Source organism: Novipirellula sp. (genome assembly GCF_041583735.1).
Classification (GTDB): Bacteria; Planctomycetota; Planctomycetia; order Pirellulales; family Pirellulaceae; genus Novipirellula.
This window is the reverse complement of record NZ_JBFHFD010000002.1, coordinates 1-21,447: the sequence shown is the minus strand read 5'-3', so window position 1 is coordinate 21,447 and position 21,447 is coordinate 1. Positions and strand designations below refer to the sequence as shown.

12 protein-coding genes are annotated in these 21,447 nt (G+C 55.7%); 8 read left to right on the top strand and 4 right to left on the bottom strand.

Annotated elements, in window-relative coordinates; translation table 11 throughout:
• Positions 1–159 precede the first annotated feature (159 nt).
• The gene (locus tag ABX962_RS00325; protein WP_372715525.1) at positions 160–597 is read left to right on the top strand and encodes an RNA recognition motif domain-containing protein; all 438 of its coding nucleotides are present in this window, start codon (positions 160–162) and stop codon (positions 595–597) included.
• A gap of 197 nt (positions 598–794) precedes the next feature.
• Here the strand turns inward: ABX962_RS00325 and ABX962_RS00320 are convergent, their stop codons facing one another.
• The 3 genes from ABX962_RS00320 to ABX962_RS00310 form a co-directional block, all read right to left on the bottom strand.
• Positions 795–2,168, bottom strand: a complete 1,374-nt coding sequence (locus tag ABX962_RS00320; RefSeq protein WP_372715523.1) for an SGNH/GDSL hydrolase family protein — start codon at positions 2,166–2,168, stop codon at positions 795–797.
• 116 nt (positions 2,169–2,284) lie between these two features.
• The gene (locus ABX962_RS00315; RefSeq protein WP_372715521.1) at positions 2,285–9,577 is read right to left on the bottom strand and encodes a hypothetical protein; all 7,293 of its coding nucleotides are present in this window, start codon (positions 9,575–9,577) and stop codon (positions 2,285–2,287) included.
• On the bottom strand, positions 9,574–13,107 hold the full coding sequence (locus ABX962_RS00310; protein WP_372715519.1) for a hypothetical protein: 3,534 nt from the start codon (positions 13,105–13,107) through the stop codon (positions 9,574–9,576). The genes ABX962_RS00315 and ABX962_RS00310 overlap by 4 nt, the downstream gene beginning before the upstream one ends.
• A 526-nt stretch (positions 13,108–13,633) precedes the next feature.
• Here ABX962_RS00310 and ABX962_RS00305 point away from each other — a divergent pair.
• The 7 genes from ABX962_RS00305 (at position 13,634) to ABX962_RS00275 (ending at position 20,679) form a co-directional block, all read left to right on the top strand.
• Positions 13,634–14,797, top strand: a complete 1,164-nt coding sequence (locus ABX962_RS00305; protein WP_372715517.1) for a phosphonoacetaldehyde reductase — start codon at positions 13,634–13,636, stop codon at positions 14,795–14,797.
• Positions 14,798–15,164: 367 nt separating this feature from the next.
• The gene (phnX, locus tag ABX962_RS00300) at positions 15,165–15,986 is read left to right on the top strand and encodes a phosphonoacetaldehyde hydrolase (protein WP_372715515.1); all 822 of its coding nucleotides are present in this window, start codon (positions 15,165–15,167) and stop codon (positions 15,984–15,986) included.
• A gap of 203 nt (positions 15,987–16,189) precedes the next feature.
• Positions 16,190–16,666, top strand: a complete 477-nt coding sequence (locus ABX962_RS00295) for a hypothetical protein (protein WP_372715513.1) — start codon at positions 16,190–16,192, stop codon at positions 16,664–16,666.
• A gap of 248 nt (positions 16,667–16,914) precedes the next feature.
• Entirely contained in the window at positions 16,915–17,919 is a 1,005-nt protein-coding gene (locus tag ABX962_RS00290) for a ThuA domain-containing protein (protein WP_372715567.1), read from the top strand.
• 293 nt (positions 17,920–18,212) lie between these two features.
• Positions 18,213–19,169 carry an EamA family transporter RarD gene (gene rarD, locus ABX962_RS00285; RefSeq protein ID WP_372715511.1) on the top strand — a complete coding sequence of 319 codons (957 nt, stop codon included), beginning with the start codon at positions 18,213–18,215 and terminating at the stop codon, positions 19,167–19,169.
• A 387-nt stretch (positions 19,170–19,556) separates the two neighbouring features.
• Positions 19,557–19,847 carry a hypothetical protein gene (locus ABX962_RS00280; protein WP_339945488.1) on the top strand — a complete coding sequence of 97 codons (291 nt, stop codon included), beginning with the start codon at positions 19,557–19,559 and terminating at the stop codon, positions 19,845–19,847.
• A 136-nt stretch (positions 19,848–19,983) separates the two neighbouring features.
• Complete coding sequence (locus ABX962_RS00275) at positions 19,984–20,679, top strand: hypothetical protein (protein WP_372715508.1); 696 nt, start codon at positions 19,984–19,986, stop codon at positions 20,677–20,679.
• Between the two features lie 141 nt (positions 20,680–20,820).
• On the opposite strand, the gene ABX962_RS00270 is transcribed toward ABX962_RS00275, so the two are convergent.
• Positions 20,821–21,447 (bottom strand): hypothetical protein (locus tag ABX962_RS00270; RefSeq protein ID WP_372715506.1); only part of this gene is annotated, 627 nt, incomplete at its 5' end.

The following is a 21,447-nucleotide window of genomic DNA, read 5'->3' as shown; positions in this document are numbered from 1 at the left end:
TGTTTAATACGGTAAATTGATCCTTGGTTGGTTGGTTGATCGTGCAGCTCGTAGCCGGATTTAGGCCGGGGCGTGCAGTTTCGTCCGTCCCACTTGGTAGGTCTCCAAATAGGCCGCAGTCTTTTATGCCCGCAACTTCCAACGGCGGGCGGTCAATCCTTGCACAGGAGTTTAGCGTTGGGAAGGAAATTGTATTGTGGAAACTTGAGCTTTGGTGTCTCAAGTTCTGACCTGGAAAACTTGTTTTCTGAGTTTGGCACGGTTGAAAGCGCCCAGGTCATCACGGATCGCGATAGCGGCCGGAGCAAAGGCTTTGGTTTTGTTGAGATGAGCAGCGATGCTGAAGCTCAAGCGGCTATCACTGGACTGCACGAGAAGGAACATGAAGGTCGTTCATTGACAGTCAATGAAGCTCGTCCACGTGAAGATCGTGGCGGCGGTGGCGGCGGACGCGGTGGTTATGGTGGTGGCGGCGGCGGTGGTCGCGGCGGTTACGGTGGCGGCGGCGGCGGCGGTGGTGGTCGCGGCGGGTACGGTGGCGGCGGCGGTGGCCGACGCAGTGGTGGCGGCGGCGGTGGCCGCGGCGATCGCTACTAAGTATCGACCGGTTATCTGATTGAACTCGTGCCCTGCTTGCCAGAGCACATAGTCAAAAATCGAATTCTCAAACGGCTTGCCTAGGATCTCCTAAGCAAGCCGTTTTTCTATGCGCTCATGATCTGCGGCAAAGACCAGTGATCTGCGGCAAAGACCGCAGCGTCATTTCCAAACGCAACTCAATCCCGATGCGATCCTTAACGATCCACCGCAGTGACTTCGATCGTGTGCGTCACCGGATCGAAGGCATCCTGGATGGCATCCGCCAACGAAGCTCGCTCGGCTTCGGTTTTTGCTACCGCCGCAGCAAAGTCCGACTTGCCCTCACTACCATGAAACACCTTTTTGACTTGGTGCGTTTCGAAGGCCTGTTTTGCTGCGACAGCCTTGTCTACTTTTGCAAACGCCTCGGAAAACGGATTGATCATAAAATCGTTCGCCAAATTCACTCCCTTTTGCAAATCGGCGGCAGAATAGACCCGTGATTGATCTCCCCAGCTCACACGATACTCCGCCGCCGTGGTCCCGCGAACCGTCAACAGGAAGCGATTGAGATCTTCGTTAAAGGGAACCAGCGTCATCCCCGAGCGGATCGAGTTGTCGTGATCCACCTCGCCAGCGGCACAGAACGGATAACGCGTGCTTTGCAGAGTCGCGTTCCCCTCAGAAGAGGAAACGAGTTGATGCCCCCTGCTGGTCGTCACCTTTCCATTTTCGAGATCCCATTGAATCTCGGCGATTTGGCCATCCAGCCCCAAAGCCTTCAAGAATGCGTAAGCCATAATCGTCTGGCCCGCCCAGCCCGGATGAATACCATCGTTGCCCGCAACGTTATAAGGCGATTGGTCGGTCGCATTGTGTTGCCCCGGAGCAAACACTTGGGCTTGAAACATCGGCCAAAAAATATCAGCAAAGCGAACGTCGTGTTTCTCTGCCACAATCATGGCAATATCTCGCAGTGCACACAAATGAATGTTGTGGTCTTCCAAGTCACCTGCTTTGGATTTAACCCAACTTGCGATCTTTCCTGCACATCCGGGAGAACCGACCACGACGCGAACATCGTTCTCTTTGAACCGGCGGACGATCGCCGAATAATGATCCTCGTACCATCGCCCGTTATTCACATCAAACGGTCGGTAACGAGAATCGTTCATCCCATAGGCAAGCGTGGCGATCGTGGGCTTGAACGTTAAACAATCTTGATCCATCCGGCGAAGGAAACCATCGGTCTTCTCACCGCTCCAGCCATATTGACGCACGGTGATTTCTAATTGCGGCACACACACCGTCAAATACGTCTCGATCATCCTCGAGTACATCTTTTGTTCGGTTATCGAATCACCACAAATCGCCAAGCGGTCGCCTTGCTTTAGTAGCAGAGGACCAGCCGCAGGGGCTTTGCGAGGATTGAAGGCAGCAAACGCCTCGTGATCGGGTTTCGTTTCGTAGGCATACGGCCCCGACGGAATTCGCAGCGTGCCAAGCGGCGATGCGGTTTGTGCAGGTACTGTGGAGCTGCTGAAACAGACGATGCAAACGAACAGAACAGGGTAGGTCAATCGGTTCATGGTAAGTCGTGAGGTTATCGAAAATTCGGAGGGAAAAAATTCGGAGGGACAGAGCAGGGAGGGGGGCAAAACAAACAGGTCATCGCACGTCGCTGCATCCCCCCTTTCATCTCGTCTCAGCGCATTACGCGTCGACGAAATGGTTTGCGGGGCAATGCGGGCGCTGAGATAGCTACCAACAATAAACTAGCAGCGACCGGAATCGGAGCGACAAAGAAGCCACACAGCGCGACAAGGCAAAGCCAAAAGGCGGGGTAACTGGTGATCGAACCCAAATAGTGTTTTAGCGGCCACAACAGGATCAGGATGGCGATCGCGGCCAGCAACGAAATCACATTTGTGATGATCGACTTCAAGTAGGTTTCATTCGGATCGGCCGGAACCACCGGTGACAATACCGATTGAGTGTCCACTCGCTGAATTTGTTGCAGCTGGTAGCCCTTTAGGTTCGCACGGTTGGAAAACAGAAATGGAATATCAATGGATCCGCTGGAGTAGCGTTTGACATGCACCAACATCTCTGCGTTCAGTTTTTCCCAACTCGCCAAACCGGGAAGCACTTCACCCGCAAGGAACGATCGTTCCGCGGGCGTGTCTTGAAGCGACGACACCTTCACCGAGGGATTGGCTGCCTCCGCTGCCTTTCCTGTCGAGTTTTCGTTTCCAGGTTTTGGTGTCAAAATCCACTCCACCGGGAATCCCGCCTCGGCAGCCAAATCTTCGTACCTTGCGATCATGGGACGGATCCATGTGGTCGATTCGGCCGTGGGTCGTTCGGCAAGAATATCACTGGAATCGTTGATCATCTGCACAATCGATGCTGCAAGTGATAACCCGCGACGCTGAACCATCACCGCGCGCGCCTGGTCTGGCGTCAAGCTTTGCAACTGGCCTTCATGATCGACGAGCGATTCAATTAACGTCGGTCGCCCCCCATCCTGAGAATCCGATAGTGCGTAGGTCGAAACCCAAGCCTCGGTGACCGGGATCGCTAACATCGTCGCAGCGTAATCGCCGCGGCGCGCCCCCGACAGCGGCACATCAAACATCACCTCAACGCTCTGAGCAAGTCGAGAAAGAGACAGCGGCAATCGTATGACGTTGCGATGATTCGGTGGCGACGCAGCCGCAGCCAAGCGGTCCTTGGAAGCCCCCTCCCCTGAAACGCGGTCCTCGGAAACGCGGTCCCCTGATGGATTGTCAAGCGTAACCTCGTTCTTCCCTGTGACCACCGTCGGCGTGACGGCTTGATTCGCAGTCCACGCCCCCAGACACGTGGCGCCTTCGGGCAACGCAATCTCGACGGCATCCAAAGATCCGGGGACCAGATCGAATCGCGACATTACCACGATTCGTTGGTGACCGGGAAACACGCGTGTGTCGGCGGCGATGACATTGGCGATCCGATTTTGCTGCTGCAGCGGAGCCAGCTCAATCGACCAACCATTGGCGGCGACCGCGTAGGTCGCCCGCGGCCCACTGAGATCCAAATCTTTTTGCCGCGTAATCTCTGCCCAGAACGGCGGCAATTCTGCGGCGCGCACCGAACTGGATCGCCAACGAATCGGTTCGTTCGTTAACCGACTCGGTACCGATACATGAACCGATCGACTGCCTTCGCCGAGAATTTGAATCGAAGGCACACTGACGCGGGATTTGTCAGACGTTGCCAATGTTCCTTGAATTGAAATGACGCGACTTTCTCGTACTTGTTCTTCACACGAGACTCGGATCAATTGATTCGATACGTCATTGGCGGGTTGGCGAGACCAGCGTGCTGCGGATGAAACGTCGAGCGATTCACACCACCGCGTCGGGACTTGGATATCGATGAAATCAGGAAGTTTGCCAGGCCCAAATCGTGTTAACGATTGCATGCTCCATCGCCCTTCGCTCCACGACAACGTAATCAATTGACTCGCATCAAAACGGGTCGGACGAACCGAGGATCGCAGCACCATCAAGGGGATCTTCATGGCGTCACCGACCATCGCCGAGTCGAATTCGTAACCCACCACCGGCACCCACCCCTTTGCCAAATGGGCGAGATCTCCGGTCGTGTTCCGCTCAATAAACTCTTTCGGAGGCCGCGTGGCGATTCGCACGTCGAGCGACTGGTCACGGGTCACAAAGTAACGATCGGTTGTCTCAGCGTTCGGACTTAGCGTCAAACGAGGCAAAGTAAATTTACCGTTGGACGGCAGATTCGAAACGGCGATCACTTCCACCACGCTCGTCGTTCGATCGGATAGGTCACCCAGCATGACCTCGGTAAACGATTTCGAGACCAACGGGCGGGCATCGCTGGGTTGTCCATCAATATTCAATTGCCGCAGTGACACTGCGGCGGGCAATTTTAGAATCCAGCGACGTGCTTGTTTGCCGTTGTGAACGATTTCAGCGCGATAGCGAATTTCTAACGCATCGACGGCAATGTGAACTTGGTGGGTTTGGGCAATCGTCGGGCGAGGATCGGGGATATTGATCAATTGGAAGGAGGGCAATTGACCAAACGCGACAAAGGTGCGATCCGGTTTGCTGCCGCGATACCCCGACCAAACGGCTAAGAATTGGTCGTCGGTCAATGCGTCCAGCGGTTCGCGGGTGACCGGCAAGACGCGGATCCCCGGATCGCTGTTGATGCCAACCCACGCGGGCTCGCTATCGCCGGACATCGTCGGCACCACATCGGGAATGACCATCGACACGGCATCCTCGAACGATTCCGCTTTGCTGATCCGTGACGGCAGCGTCCACAGCAATTGGATCGGCCCCGGTGAATCCAGCAGTGCGGCCAGCGTGACTTGTCGCCGCGTCGGGCTCAGCAAATCGGTTTGCCGGATTTCCCAAGATGTCGATACCACCGTCGGCATCAACGAATCACGTATCAACAGTGACACGGTGTCTCCGGCCGACACCGCGTAGGTCGGTTCGACTTGACATTCGACCGTTGTATGTGACTTTCCCGCGTGCAGCCAATAGCGTCGTCGCAGCGGCAGCGAACTGGTGGTCGCAGTCCCTTTGGTAAATTCGATTTCGATCGCCAATTTGTCGATCGGTCCCAATTCGGCAGTCCATATTTGTAGTTGTCGCTGCGAGATCACCTGCCCGGTTGAACCTAAGATTCGAACACGATCGAGCGTCCCACTGCCTTCGACGGTCAAACGTGACGACGAAACCGGTGGCAGCTTGACGGTCAATTGCCCCTTGTTTTCACTGGCCATCCAATCCGGAATCAACGTCACTCGCAGACGAAACCGGTCGCCTAACGGCACACTGGCAACGACTTCGTCTTCGGACGTGGCCGCGAACTGCACAATGCGATCTTGTTCATCCTGAACCAACTCGATTCGCCGAATCGTTTGCGAAGCAAAGGGCAGAATCACTCGATCCGAGGCGTGATCGGTATGGATGATGTAGTCCGCATCAAGTAACAACGCACCAGGGCGGAGCGAGTCCTCGTCCGATTCGATTCGCAACCGGTAACTGGCCGATTGAAACCGGGCATCCTCGGGCTGCGATCGAGACGACAGCGCCAACAATGACGCTTTCAGCTCGCGAGGAATGTAAAGTTTGTCACCGACAAGATTTCCTTCTTTGTCCACAGGGACCAACAAATCAACGTTCGGCACCATCGGCGGATTCGATTGCGAGCGACCCGTCGTTGCATTTGCATCGTCCGCGGGGCTCCCCGATTCTTGAGCGGATGCCGCGGCACATGCCAAGCTAAGCAGAGCCATGATCACAATCACACTGGGTGTCGTCACGGAAAACTCCGCAGCCTGCTCTTGCGATCTTTGAGATTCGAACTGTTGCTCTTCTTGCTGCAGACGTCGCTCCCGACGTTGTTCGGCAAATACTTTCCAACGTAACGTACTGACGAGCAATGAGCCCATGATCGCGGGGATCAAAAACCAACCAATTGTGATCCAGTGCCAGGGCCACCACCAGCCTGCCATCATGGCCAACAACAGTACGATCATCAGGTTCAGGTAAAGCGAACGTCGAGCTACCATCCAACAAAAGGCAAACACTAACATCGCTACCAACCAACCGATCGCTAATGCATTGTTGCGGCGCACCAACAACACCTCTTCTCCTGCGGTCAAGGCGAGCGTCGACGGAGACGCCATCGCAGGGGTTTCGGCCAACAGCACGCCCGGCAAAAAGGAGTCCGACGAGGCGCGCACCTGCGATCGTGCTCGCATCACCACCGCATCGACATTGATCGAAGGCATCGTACACTGCCGCCACCAATGCCGATAAACTTGTTGACGACTCCAGATCAACCTCAGCTGCTGGCTTTTGATTGGCTGCACCGGCTGGATTACTACCGGACGACGATCAAGATCAATGGACTCGAGCGTGGTGCCATTCTGCTCGACGGAAACCAAACGTAAATCATCGTCATAGTCAATTTCAACAGGCTTCGACGCTGTCACCTGCAGAATCGCTTCCACGCGGTCGGTTCCATGGCTTGACGCAACTAAGGTCACGTCTTGATTCCAGACGATGTTGATGTTGGGGTTGGCTTGCGTTTTGGCGATCGTCAGCGATGGTTGATCCACCGCATCATACCGCAACCGGGTTTTAATTGCGTTTGCAGGATTTCGAGGAGCCGAATCGAGATCCGTCCGCGACGGAACCGGATCCGACGACACGTCCTCACCTTCGTCGGAATTGGCGGTTTGTGAATCGTCGTTCTCTCGGCGTCCATCGATCAGTTCATCAAGCCGGAAATTCGCATCGATCGGAACACGCAATACCGAGTCATCACTCTGTTTGACGATCATACCTTCGCCAACCAAGACTTCCGAGGTCTGTGACGTCGCATTGGGAATCACAGGAAGCCGGATCGACATGTCGCCGGACAGCGGATAACGCCGGCGGCCCACAAGTCGTTTACCACGCAGATTCCACTGCGTAACATCAATCGTGTAGACGCCATCCGAATCAGGACGTTCCAACAGCACATTGGAAGCGGGCAAACTAATCGCCGAACCTCCGTCGGATTGTCGCAAGCTCCATGACAATGCAGGGCGATCGTGATCGGGGCCTGTTTGCACCGTAATCGTTTGCGGCGAAGGGTTCGTGCTCGACATTTCAATGACGAGATCCTCAAGCACTTCGTTGCCGGATAGTCGAATCGCCATCGCCGTGGAAACATCAAACGCAACACTCGGTGGTTGCAACACAAGGGTCGGGGTGCGGCCCGTGGCACACCGCAAATACATCGCGTTCTTGTTTGATGAATCAAGAAAATCGCGGAACGGTTGGTCGATTTCACTGCGTTTGATTCGTTGGCTCAGCAACGACATCTGACTTGACCAATCCAAATTTCCCGGAGGCGTGACGGCAGCAATAAATTCGCCCTGGACATCGACAAAGCGAAGAAACCAACTTCGTGGAACAATGATTTGCGGATCAGCTTGAATGATCCGCGATTGCCCCATTGCCTGGATTTGTAATTCCGAATCAAACACGTCGCTTGCTTCGGGCCAAATTGTAAATTGGGAGGTGGCGGCATTGATTGCAGGCGTTTCAATCACACGCCCCGACCCCGTCAAAGTGATCGATTGCAAGGACCATCCGCGTTGCAATTCAATTCGGATCGGCTCGACACGCTGAGGGTCCATTCGCACCCGCATTCGCGTCGTCGCGGTAATCAATCCGTCTGCCAAAGTCAGATTCATGACCGTCGACGAATCACGCAGTGGCGACGCTTTGGCGATCCGCACACTCGACCAAGCCGGCAACCCTTTTGTGGCCGGACCGGAGTCGTCGGTCGGTCCCGATTGGACCGTCACGTCGTCCGACTTGGGTTCGCCTGCGGCCGAAAATCGTTTGATCACGGACTCGTCAAGGGTAAACGGAGGCCCCGATGCCGAGATTTGCCGTGTTTCTTCGTCTTCGGGAGTTTCCGTCGACATGCTCCAACCATCCGGCAATTGCCACTGAATCACTCGTAGCGGATTGGACATCGTCAAATCCACTTTGCTGATCACTTCCGAAACGATGATTCCGCTGACCAGAAAATGGGGTTGCGGCAAGGCACACCAACCGTCACTTTCCTGCCACACCGCTTGCCCCTTGATCGTGATCGAAGTCGGAGTGTCCGACAGCGGTAATGAGCCTGCAGCTGGGGAAATGTCGATGCGGTTCACTCCCTCGGCAATCTCGGTCGTGCTAAACGGCGTTTCCATCGCGTTGATCGCAATCGAGGTGATTGCACTATCGCCGACAATCATCGAAGGCAAACGGTCGGGCACATGCAGTTGAAGGATCGCTTGATGGGTCCAAACCACTCGCGTCGTATCGATCGCATATTGCGTGTATTGGTTTCGCACTAATAAATCGCGAGGATTCTCACGCGAACCTTCCCGCGTCGTGACTAAACGAACTCGCGATAGTCCCCCTGCGTCGATGATGTAATAACGCGAATCAACACCGCGCGCACTCAATTCCAACTCGGGCGGCGGGCTCGGCGATAAACGGACCACGCCATCAAGCGAATCGACCGCGATGCCCTTAGGAACTTGCAGCACAATACGCGTTTGCGGTGAAGCCGGCAGACGCAAATCAAACTGTTTCACCAGCCCCTGCGTCGAACTTTTTAAGCTCCATGAAAACGCCAGCGACGTGTCACCGTCGACCACCGCCATCAAATCCCCGTCCGGCAATGATTCGAGCCGGGGGATCGCCGAAGCGTTGTTGACATTTCCAGTTCGAGCCGACGAATGGATCGCCAAATTCACTTTGCCCAATCGGCGCCGCACGATGCCCTGTTCATCGCACTGGATATCAAGCACCGATCGCTCGCTAACCAACGTATTGCCGTCCAACTCGATCACGTACAACGCATGTCGCACTCGGCTGGCATTATCGTCGGGCACCAAACTGCTTGCTAAATCGATCGCTTCTTTGAGTCGCAGTACCGAAATTGGCTGAAAACTATCGGGAACAAGCTCGGTAAGCTGCGAATGAAACAATGCGATCGGTCTCAATCGAGTGCCGTCGGGTAATTGGTCCGGCAACACCGCCAATGGGTTCTCGGCCCGAGCCGGTTCGTCTTCGCCCGCCGCGTTGGTTTCGCCCGCCACGTTGGTTTTGCTCGTCGCGTTGGTTTCGGTGTCAGCGGAATCCGAGCCAGTCATCGGCTGATCCGCATCGCCGGATTCACTTGGGGGAACACTTTCGCCAATCGTGTCGCCACTCTCCTCGCCATCGGTGTCACCCGTCGCCGCGACCTTCGTCTCTGCGGAATCCAGCTCGCTTGCCGAGTCGGACTCAGTCACGTCGGCCGCGGTATTCGGCGCATCTTGGGCGATCACATCTTGGGCGATCGACGTCAGCGACATTGCCAACGCCCCGACCAGGATCAGGGTGCAAAGCAAAACGCTGCGTGTCACGGCGTCACCTTGTTCACGCTTGAAGCGGGAGCCATCGATCGGGTCGCGGACAGCGTGCCACGGCTGGCGCCGGAATTTTCTTTATGCATCTGGGTCGATCCTTCGATCCGACGCGACCGTGGACGAGAATCCAGTGCGCTGCTGTGATCACGCGATTGGACCATCGTCCGGATCGCAGACATCACCACCACCAACACCAGTGCAATCATCCCCAATTGTCCCGCCAACACCGCGGCATCGGGGGCGACCACCAACATTCCGGCAAACATCACCGCCGCAGCAACCGCGAACAATGGATGCCGAGTTTGCGGCACAAACGACAACAGCACCGCAATCAATAACACAATCGAACCGGTCACCCCCCACAGAATCGTGCGTGAAACCACGACCGCGCGAAAGGAACGGACGTCCGAACCTACGTACAAATAGCGATTACCGCGTGGGACTTCGACCAGATCGGTGCCGCCCACCCACCCGGCCAACGAACGAGAGGTCTGCGTTGATTCACGGTACAGACGCCAGCGATCAAAACGCCATGCCATCGAACGGCCAAGCGTCGGCGAAGCCCAGATCACGTGCGAATCCTGAGGAGCGACGATTTCCCAATACACGCGTCCCACCCCGATCGGCAGATCGAGTGCCGGACCGATGCTTTCGACCATCATCGACGCGTCCATTGGCAACCAGACTCGCAGATCGACCAAATGTGACTTTCCGTCCGATGGTAACGAGATCACCAACGTGCTGTTTTCGCGACGCACTCGAGTGACATTACCATCGACCAATGCTTCGGTGGAAACGCTGTAATCACCCGCTGGCAATCCGAGACGCAGCTCGGGACTGCCTTCGACATTGGCCAGCAATTGTTCCATCCGGGTTGCATAGCCAGTCGCCGTTCGCAACACCGCGCGAGAGACAAACACATCTTCGGTGTCGGTTTGTCGTGATCGAAGACGCAAACGCAGCGGTTCTCGCGGCAATGCTTCTAAGATCATCGTCGATTTGTCGCGATCGCGAATAGGGGAACGCGACAATGTGTTTTCATCAGAAGTCGATGTCTCGAGCGTCACGCCGGCTCGGTTGCCCAAACGATCAGCCGAGATGATTTCGGTCGTCGTATCGCCTTGCATCATCACCCGCATGGTGCCACGAAACGTCGTTTCCACGCCAAAGGGACGTGGGATCGAGACCGTTTCAATGTGGTCCGCCGATGCCACATCACGGATCGGACGTAATTGTTCCCAGCGAATCGACATCGATCCGCTGCCAAGTTGGTCCGAGATCAGTTCGTAGCGGTCGTCGCCTCGCGGTTCCAAAACTGCGGGTTGATTGTTGACCTTGACGGTCCAGCGGGTCGCCATCGTGACCGAGTTAGCCGATGCATCGGAGGCGTCGGAATTTGATGCGTCGGACTTCAATGCAACGCCGCCGGATGCCTCAGACGCGGTTACCAGCTTCGCAGCAACCGAATCAGTCGACTCGTTCGCGTCCGCTGCGGGCAGCAGCTCACTGGATGAGATTTGGATTGGAAGACGACCTTCTAAATCCAAGCTTGAATTGACGATCCAATCGAGTGTCGTGTGCAAACTGCGACCTTCGATTTCAATCGTGGCATCTCCGGCCAACGAGATCGTCGGTGATTGCTGGACCACATGGCCGACCAATTTTCCCGCAGCGTCGGGCGGAATGATGCGGTAATTCGAACGTGGTGTTTCCACCGGCGTCGCGTTCTCGGTACTAATCACACGATCGACGTTTTGCGAATCTTGCAAATCAACGACAAATGACAATCGGCCTTGATTGGCCACCGCGACTGTCGCTGATTGGACCAACATCGTGTCTTCGATATCGGTAATTCGCGGTAACTGAAACGTCACCCCCTCGTCACCGCTGCCAAGAATCGCCGAGCCCTCCAGCGGCGAATTGACCGCGTCACTGATCGGCAAGTCGTGTTCGGCGACAATTCGAATCGGTGATGGATCGCTGCTGGAGACCGATTCGAGGTAGATTTCGTGCAGATTCCCGTTCAACCCCGATTCAATTTGCTCCGATGTTTCTTCGTTTTCAATCGAACGCAATCGCCACGATCCCATATCGATTTTTAGTAGCGTCCCCTCTGCGGCACGACCACTCGACAGAATGCGATACTTGATCCGAGCGATCGAATCGTGCAGCGAGATTTCGGATTCGGTCGACAACCGCAATTGACGGCGTGTGGTCGCTAACCAGATCGGCAAATCAAAGGAAGCGCGGTCGTAACGAAACAAATACGAGCGTCCAGATTCTTCGGTCGGTTGGGCCAAGATGCTTTGCACCCACGGTCGTGACCGCCATCGCAATCGATAATCGTCACCCGTCGATATTTGGATCTCGCCTCGTTGACGAAGCGCTCCGATGACTTCAGGCGCCCGGAACATCAGCGGTGTCGATGCGTTCGGATCACTCGCAGAGAACTGGATGTCAAGGTTCAGATCGATCCGCTGTTGACGCTCGGTTTCGGGAATCACGATGTCAAGTAACGTGCCTTCGCCGTTGGTGGACGGGCCGGTCGGTGATACTGGGCTGGTGATTTCAACCGATTGACCGTTTGAGCCCAGCGTGGGCGTGTCTAACAAGACGGCATTTTCGGGTAATCGCAGCTTCAACGCGTTGATCGTTCCCCGCACGCTGCGGATGATCATTTGGCATGACGCGATCGGTTGGTCTTGCGGCGTGTCCCACTGAACCACAATTCGACTGTTGTCGATTTCCAAAAGCGGCGATCCATCGGACGCCCGATCGCGTTTTCCCCACCGCAGCGTAAACACGCCACCACCGCTTTCGATCACAAACTCAGCTAAATTGGCCGCCGAACGCTCGGTCTGTAACACCTCGTCACCGCGGCCAACAATCTCGCCCGTAAACTGTTCGTCATCCGTCGTGATTCGAACGATCGACGGAACATCGGGTAATTGGAATTGCAACGAATGGTTCGGCCCCGGTTCTACCCTCGCCGCGACGTTCATCGTGACCACCGCTTCACGACGCCGGTTGGTTTTGACCATCAACACGTGTCCCGAATCGCTACCCGAGACCGTCATGCGGTATTCGTCTAATCCGCTGACATCGGGCGGTCCCAATAGAAAAAAGTTCCGCATCCGCAGCGGAATGGCGACCATACGCCCCGCCGTGGAATCGATCGTCAACCGAATCACGATTTTCAGTTCCGCACGGCCTGGGGAAGTGGCCCCGGTGATCCCTTGCGACGCAGCACCGGTGATCTCGAGCGATTGAAAATCAAACACCTGGCTGCGAGAGTCGACTCCCGCTTCCAAATTTTGCAGACGCTCGATTTCTTCGAACGTCGTTCCTGGCATCAACACGGGGACTCCCGATTGATCAAGGAACAAGAATCCTTTGACTCGCAACTGACTGCTGCCGCTCGCCGATTCCGTGTCGCTACTGGACTGAAGAATCCCGCGAGGCGGCTCGGAGCCTGGCCCCTGGGCAAGAAGAGTTTGGCTGAGCCCAACAAACGCAACGACAATCATCGCGAGAGCCGCGAGACGCCCTGAATGCAATCGTCGTCCGTGATGACTACTGAATACCGAAAAATGACGTCGGCTCTGGACTCGATTCTTCGTTACGTTCCAACGCACGTCCGATCGTCGCGCTGCGAAATCGCAACACGCGCAAACGAAGCCGTTTCGAAGTGGAATCGGTGGCATCACAGAGAAGTGCTAGACAAGAGGGTTGCCGGGAACGATTGAAGAAAAGGAAAATTGGATCGCCGTGGCGATTAAGCCACACGCATGTCTCCAAAACGGTACGAGGCGTTTAGCCCAGGATGCTTTGTCTCGACGTTATACCCTATAGTCTACGCAAGCTCCGTAACCGGCAAAAGGAATTGAGCCCGCGATCCTTCGCATATTGACGTTGAAAAGGTGAAAACAGCTTACAACGCCACTAATCGTTGCAATCGCACCCCTCGTTCCGAGGCATCGGACCACCCAAAGAGAAGTTTCTCTCTGAGCCTTCGTTAAATCTTGATTTTCGACTTTCCGAACGGATTCAAACGTGACTGAACCCCTGCAAAACGCCACGCCCACGTCCGTAACGCTTGCCACAGCCGCGCTTTCTGAAGTCGCCAGCATCCTTTCACGCCATTCGATCACACGCGTCTTCCTTGTCATCGATCCGATTGCATCGGCGGCAAGTGGTGCGGATGCCGTGCTGGATCCTATCTTGGATCGTTGTGTTGTCACAAAGTTTTCAAAATTTCAATTGAATCCCAAACTCGAAGACGTCCAGCGAGGAATATCGCTGTTTCGCGACGCCGATCCTGAAATCGTGATCGCCTTGGGCGGCGGAACGGCGATCGATCTCGGAAAAATGATCGGAACGTTGGCCGTCCAGCCCGACGACGCACGGGAAATCGTGCTGGGACACCGTTGGATTGTCGGCGACGGGCCGCCGTTAATCGCGATTCCCACGACGGCGGGCACCGGCAGCGAGGCGACCCATTTTGCGGTGGTCTACGTCGACGGCAAAAAATATTCGCTCGCGGACCCCACGCTGCTCCCTGATTATGCCATCGTCGATCCTTTGCTCACGCACAGCTTGCCCGCTGGAATCACTGCCGCGACCGGACTTGACGCGCTTTGCCAAGCGATCGAATCAATCTGGGCTGTCGGTGCGACGCACGAATCGATCGACAACGCAACGCGGGCCGCGCGACTCGCCATCGATCATCTCGTTTCCGCCGTCCAGAACCCGACGCCCGAATCTCGTATGGCAATGTGCCAAGCATCCCACTTGGCTGGCAAAGCGATCAACGTCAGCAAGACAACCGCGTCCCATGCACTTTCGTATCCGCTGACGTCGCAACACGGTCTGCCTCACGGTTTCGCCGTCGCACTCACCCTCGGCCCCATGTTGGCATTCAATTCCCAAGTGAGCGAATCTGATTGTGTCGACCCTCGTGGCGTCGATCATGTACGCCGCCGAATCCACACGATCGTCAATTTGCTGGGCACCACCAACGTCACGTCAGCTTGCGATAAAATCAGATCGATCGTTGCCGAATCCGGTTGCCCCGCATCACTAGCGGAAGCGGGGATCACCCGCCCATCGCAATGGGAACCCATCATTGCGGGCGTCAACGCCGAGCGAATGTCCAATAACCCAAGGCGGACGACGCCCGAGTCGCTAAGGCAATTGCTGAGTGAATCGAACACTTAATTCACGCATGCGCTGCAGCGACTCCGCGTGGCGTCACGCAAACGTGTCAACCGCAGCCACCGGGCGGCGGGCATCCAATGCCATCGACTTTGGGTAGCGGCACGGCGCGAGCCGTCGGGTTGCAGCGTGAAAAACATTCGATTTCGACCGGGCGGCTTGCGCCGCACCGCTTTCTAAAACCACCCGCTTTCTAAAACCACCCTTTGAGTGCGAATGTAGATAGCACTGTCTTTACCGCCCGCCACTCGCGCCGAGCCGCCGCTGTATCGAGCGGTGAAGTTTCTTCGCCAACTGGCCTGTAAAACAACATGCAATCTTCATGCAATAGACACGCGGTTCGCACCCAACGTCCGCGACGATGCCGTCCATGAACATCCGCACTGAAAAAATCCGCCTCGTCGTCTTTGATTGGGCCGGCACCACCGTCGACTTCGGTTCACGTGCCCCCACGGCAGCATTCACGAACGTGTTTGCTTCGCGAAATATCGCAGTCAGCAACGAACAAGCCTGTGCGCCGATGGGGCTCAATAAACGTGACCATTTGGTCGCGATGTTGACGGAACCCGCAATCGCTGCGGCATGGCAAAAGGCTCATGGCGCCCCATGGTCCGAAAACGATGTCGATGATCTGTATCACGCGTTTGTTCCCATGCAATTAAACGCGATCGAGCAGCATGCCGGCCTTGTGCCCGGTTTGACCGATGTGATCGAAGAACTGAGGCATCGCAGGGTAAAAATTGGTGGAACGACCGGCTACTTTCGCGCTGCGGCCGATGCGGTGGCTCGACGAGCCGCCGAGTCAGGGTTCGCCCCCGACGCGAACGTTTGCGCCGATGATGTCAGCGAAGGTCGCCCTGCACCGCTGATGATCTTTCGTGTGATGCGAGACCTCGACATCGACTCGCCGCAAGAAGTCGTCAAAATCGGCGACACGATTGCAGACATCAAAGCAGGATTGGCCGCGGGGTGCTGGTCGATCGGAGTCTGCGATAGCAGCAGTTTAATGGGACTTTCCCATGCCGATTACGCCAAGTTGTCCGAGCCGGAACGATCGCAGCGACTCGAACAAACTGCGCAGACATTCCGCAGTGCCGGAGCTCATGCCGTAATACAATCGATCACTGACTTGCCCGCATTGATGGATCAAATCAATCGCAGCGATAATTCCGCGCCCCACGTGCTGGTGTGAGCCCTAACCCGCAACGCTTCCACCATTGACGATTGCCCGAGCGACCGACCAGACTAGGTGTCAGCGAAGTAGCGACGCGATCGACGAACGAGTTAGCGCTGTCTTTCGCAGCTGACTCACCCCCAAACCGTACCCTCGTCCCCCATTTGCATCGCTTACCATGACATCGATCACGGGGGACGCCGGTTCATGCGACCCTCGTGATGGCAAAACAAGAACAAGATCGAGAAGACCTGCTTCGCGACGGTCGTCAAATGGCGATTCGCGGCGAGACGACCATGAACGACACCGTGGTCACAATCGGTTTCCGTGACGCGGGTCAAATGAGCCTGTATTGCGGTCCCGACCCTGTGTTTCAGTTCAACGCGGGACAACAGCTTCGCCGCGTCTTTTTCGAGGGTGAACGCTATGCCGCCGATGCCCGGCATCTAGTGCGACTGGATCGAGCCACGCGTGGTGGCAAGGTTCAGTTCGTCGCAAAACACGTGTCCGAGGACCGCTACGCTGCGATCATCAAATCACTCGACCGATGGATCGGCGATTTGCGTTTCGTCGTCACGCAAGGGCATGCGGAATGGAGAGTGGCGGACCAGCAAGAAGCGGCGTTTCACCAACAACTGTCTCGGTGGCTTGACGCGATGCCGCAGCCCATCGAAATCGCGGATTCACCCAACGTTTAGCGGGTCTTGATTGTTTTTCGCCACAGGAATCAACTACACTGGTGCTGCGTTAAAGCCTTTTTTTGAGGGCGGCGGGACTTACGCGGAAGCTTCGGAGCGTTCGAAAAATGCCTCCAAAGTCTTGACGACTTGTGTGACGCCCCCCAATCTGAAGCTCTGACAAAGCACTCGCTTCCATCTTGGCCAAAAATTTCCCTTTCCGCCAACAGCTCTTTTGTTCGCATCCCTCGATTCAGACCGGGTACATGATGATCACCACTCGCATCGCTGCGTTCCTTTGCATCGCCTTCGCCACCACCTATTCGCTCGCGGCGGATCGACTTGTTTTCGAGCCTCCTGCAGGGACCGCCAATGGTCACCATATCGTGTTGATCTCGGGTGACGAAGAATATCGCACCGAGGAATCGTGTCCCATGCTTGGCAAAATCCTCAGCCAGCGACACGGCTTTAAATGTACTGTCCTGTTTGCGATTGATAAGAAAACGGGCGTAATCAATCCCAACGATAATTCCAACATCCCTGGACTCGAAACACTTGCCGATGCGGATTTGATGATCATCGGAACACGTTGGCGCGTGCTTCCGGATGATCAAATGGCACCGATCTTGGATTATCTCAACGCCGGAAAACCACTGATCGGGTTTCGCACCTCGACTCACGCATTCAAGAGTGGCAAGTTTGGCGGATATAACTGGGCCAATTTTGGTATCAACGTGATCGGCGAGAATTGGCACAGCCATCATGGACATCACAAGGTCCAAGGGGGCCGCGCCGTGGTCGTCCCTGAAAATGCCGACCATCCCATCTTGAACTCGGTCTCGGATATCTACACCGCCTCGGATATCTACGGCGTGGTGCACTTAGACCAAAAAGCGGCGACAGTGTTGTTGCGTGGTGCGGTCATCGCGGCGCTCGATCCCGACGCACCGATCGTCGAAGGCCCAATCAATGATCCCATGATGCCGTTGGCGTGGCTGAAAAGCTATCCATCGCCATCGGGTGAAACCGAAGGCAAAGTCTTTGCAACCACCGCCGGTGCCGCCGTCGACTTGTTGAGCGAGGATTTGCGTCGTTTGTTCGTCAACGCCAGCTACTTCTTGACCGACCAAGAGGTTCCCGAAAAAGCGGACGTCGGCTTTGTCGATCCCTTTGATCCCTCGTTCTATGGTTTTCAGCCCGAAAACTATTTCCTCGAACGAGGACTGAAACCCGAAGACTTTGAACTTGGCAAATCCGCGAAATCGGTTCAGTAACTGGATCGGCCACGCCATCGCTGAAATGCTTGCTTAACATCAAAGAGCATCCGGCTCCGCCGTGTTGCGGCCATCTGGGCCGGGTGCGAATATCGAAGCAAGAATCGATGCGAACATCATTGCATCGATGCGTGTCACAGCGGTGTCGACACCCTCGCAGCGGAAAAGGGAGGATTTCCGTCCACAAGGGGGTAAAACCTGAGCGGTCTGGATCCCATCCCCTCTACGCCGGTGGGGTTCCCGAGTATGGTTCGTGTCTGATCGCCGCCCTCTACCCAAATTTGAGTATCGTCTTGGATTCGTCCGCAAAAACTGCCGCCCCGTCGCTGTTAGATTTGCGGTTTGGATTTTTCTGTGCAATCGCTGCACACACGCTGTGGGGGCTGTTCCCGATTTACTGGCGTCAACTTGGCCACGTCGATGCAACCGAGTTGGTTTGGCATCGCATTGTGTGGTCGTTTCTGATGCTCTGCCTGATCATCCCATTCGTCCTTCGCAAAGGGAATCTGGGAGGATACCAAGCGTTTGTAACCGCGGTTCGAACGCCCAAGGTTTGGGCAATCTATTCGCTTGCCGCTGTGATGATTGCGATCAATTGGTTGGCATTCCTGTGGGCGGTCCAAAACAACCGCGTGCTCGAAGCATCGCTGGGTTATTACATCAACCCGCTGATGAATGTCATGTTAGGGGTGATCGTGCTCGGCGAGAAACTTGGGCGAATCCAGTGGCTGGCCGTCGCGGTTGCCGCGGTCGGCGTTTTGGTGATGTCGATTGCTGGCGGCAGCGTTCCCTGGGTCTCCTTGGCGATGGCCAGTTCGTTCGCCTTCTATGGACTGATTAAAAAGAAAACTCAGTTGCCCGCGATCGTCGGATTGTGGTTCGAGATGGCAGTATTGTTTTTGCCCGCGTTCTTTATGATCGCATCCCGAGCGACCACGGGCGACAGTGCCATGATCGCATCCAATATGACGGTGAAGCTGATGTTGATCGGCGGTGGCTTGGTGACCATCACGCCGCTGATGTTGTTTGCTGCGGCAGTTCGCCGGGTGAATTTGTCGACGATCGGGATTTTGCAGTACATCGGCCCGACCTTGCAATTTATCGTGGGCGCGTTCGTGTTTGGCGAACCACTCGATGGATGGCGAATCATCGGTTTCGGCTTCGTCTGGATCGGACTCGTTATCTTCTTGGTCAGCCCAACGTTGCGAATGCGGTTGGCCAGCAAGCAGGTTTCACTCAGCCGAAACTAGCATCTCCGTAGCGGAAAAACGTCAAGCGTGTCGTTCCGCCCCGCTGCCGGCAGCACGCAAATAGCAAACAGGCAAGCAAATTCGCGTTTTAATTCTGCGAATCGCAGCTCCATACCACGCTTGACTGTCACCCCCGCCACGTCCGCTATTGGATGCACGATCGCTGTCGAAGGCTCTAGCGTTGCACTTCCTGCGACCCCTCCGTTTTGAAATCGGCTGTCGTTGTTCGCCTCGTTGGGACGATCTGTTTGCTATACGCCAAGGTTGGGCATCCGTCAAACACCAACCGATCCAAGTCGCTTCGTTCCTCTAATCCATGTCACTCGCGTCACCCCGCCCTCCCAAAAACAAACGCGGTGGCACGAGACAGCCAGGGCTTTGATTGTCATGACAAGATATCGCCACCGCTACTTCTTTTTCGGTTTACTACTTGTGTTGCTCGGTGTTCAGTTCCGAATGGTCGATTCATTTGTCCTCAATGAATCCACCACGCGTACGCTGGCTCGGTTCAGCGAAACAACCACCGCGACCAACACAACCACTCTCGATTCGATCCTGCTGCGGGTTCACCCCAAGCCGATGAAGCGAGTCCAACCACCGCGTTGGTTGGGTCTTTCGATGATTGCGTTTGGTGCCGTGATCACGCTGCATGCGTTTGCAATGCCCAAAGAGAATTGAATCTAGACACCCGATTCAATTTGAAAGATTTCCGAGACCTGTTGCGTTTTGCCCCGTTCGTTCCCGGCCAGCATGGAAGCCGTTATCCGAGGAACCGTTTCATTTCCTGAAACTGTTACCACTGCGATATTCTGTCATGCTGCTTTTACCGCTCTTGCTGCTGTGGGCCCGTACGCCAATGTATTTTTCGCGTTACCTGATGGCATGCCTGATCCCGACGACAACGCTGATCGCGGTCTTGACTCCGTTATTCGTCGTCACGCTCGATGGCAGTGTTTCGGCCGCTGACCGGTTTGGCGACGATTCGCAACAAAACGCAACAGGTCAAAACCGCAGTGACTTTGATGGCGTTGGGCCTCTCGCGGAGGGTGCGGCGCGGGACAACGATTCTCGTAATCCCAAACTGACACACCACAATTCGCTGCGTCATCAATTGCGCGAAGGCTCGGTGATTCCTCAGGTCACAGGCCAAATCTCGATGTCCGGTCGCCGCTGGCTCTTCACCCCCAGCGACGAAAACAATCCTGAAACTCATTCGCCCGATAACCGGCTGCGAGAATCGGAAACCCACATCCGTGAATCCGTTGAAAACGGAGCCCATTCGCGTGTGTTTACCACTTCGATCGAAACGTATGAACGCGAATCAACAGCGGCCCGCTCTCAGTCGCAGTACCCATCACTCGAAATCGTCGAAAACCTAGTCTTGCAGCGGGTCGTCAATGCAATTCGCGCCGATGCAAACGATAGCCAGTGGACGATCACCGCACGCGTCACCGAATTTTTTGACGAGAATCGGCTGATCCTGATCACGGCCCAGCGATCGGCCCAGTAGCGATCGGCCAGTAGTGATCGGCCCAGTAGCGATCGGCCCAGTAGCGGTCGGCCCAGTAGCGGTCGGCCTAAAAAACGCATTCTCTCGCAATGTGCCAGGGACTTCTCCCCGGCATGACTTAATATTTCCGCCCCCGCCGGATTAACGCGCGTCCTGCAGTCCGACCACGATCACCAGTCCAATGAACGCCATAACGGCAACTGCGGCGAGTGCAAGCAGCGTTCCTCCGATCATCCACACCATCTTTCCGGTGTCCGTTCCTCGTTTGGGCGAGACCGAGACCAAAGCATTAGTTAAAAACTGAGCCGCGATCGAACCGTACAGCAGCGGAGTGAAAAACAAACCTGCGATACCTCGCAGCCCTCGGCTGACATTTCCTTCGATGAAATAGCTGCCAAACGAACTCACGACAACCACAACGGCCAAGAACCCCAACGCAATCGTCGTTAGCGACAATGTCGCCCGCGGCCACCCCTCTTGGCAACTATAGATTCGTCCCAGTGGCGGGATCAGCAGCATGCATGCCAACGCGCATCCCAGCAACGGCGACGATCCGGTGACAAAGTAGCCGGCTACCAACACAATGCCGCTAAGCACGCAGACACCCACCCAAGTCGAACTGCGGATCTGGTGTTCGGATAACGCCAAACGACCAAACTTGCTCGTCCGTAGAACAAGATTAAACAGCGGGCTGGCGACCCACGTCATCAAGGCAAACGCGATGTAGGCGATCAACAGTGGTTGCAGCCACGGTGACCATTCGGGATG

Coding starts and splice junctions, on each gene's coding strand:
- ABX962_RS00320 (WP_372715523.1), bottom strand. CDS start 2,168: ATGAACCGATTGACCTACCCTGTTCTGTTCGTTTGCATCGTCTGTTTC.
- ABX962_RS00290 (WP_372715567.1), top strand. CDS start 16,915: ATGATCACCACTCGCATCGCTGCGTTCCTTTGCATCGCCTTCGCCACC.
- ABX962_RS00280 (WP_339945488.1), top strand. CDS start 19,557: ATGACAAGATATCGCCACCGCTACTTCTTTTTCGGTTTACTACTTGTG.
- ABX962_RS00310 (WP_372715519.1), bottom strand. CDS start 13,107: ATGATTGTCGTTGCGTTTGTTGGGCTCAGCCAAACTCTTCTTGCCCAG.
- ABX962_RS00295 (WP_372715513.1), top strand. CDS start 16,190: ATGGCAAAACAAGAACAAGATCGAGAAGACCTGCTTCGCGACGGTCGT.
- phnX (WP_372715515.1), top strand. CDS start 15,165: ATGAACATCCGCACTGAAAAAATCCGCCTCGTCGTCTTTGATTGGGCC.
- ABX962_RS00275 (WP_372715508.1), top strand. CDS start 19,984: ATGCTGCTTTTACCGCTCTTGCTGCTGTGGGCCCGTACGCCAATGTAT.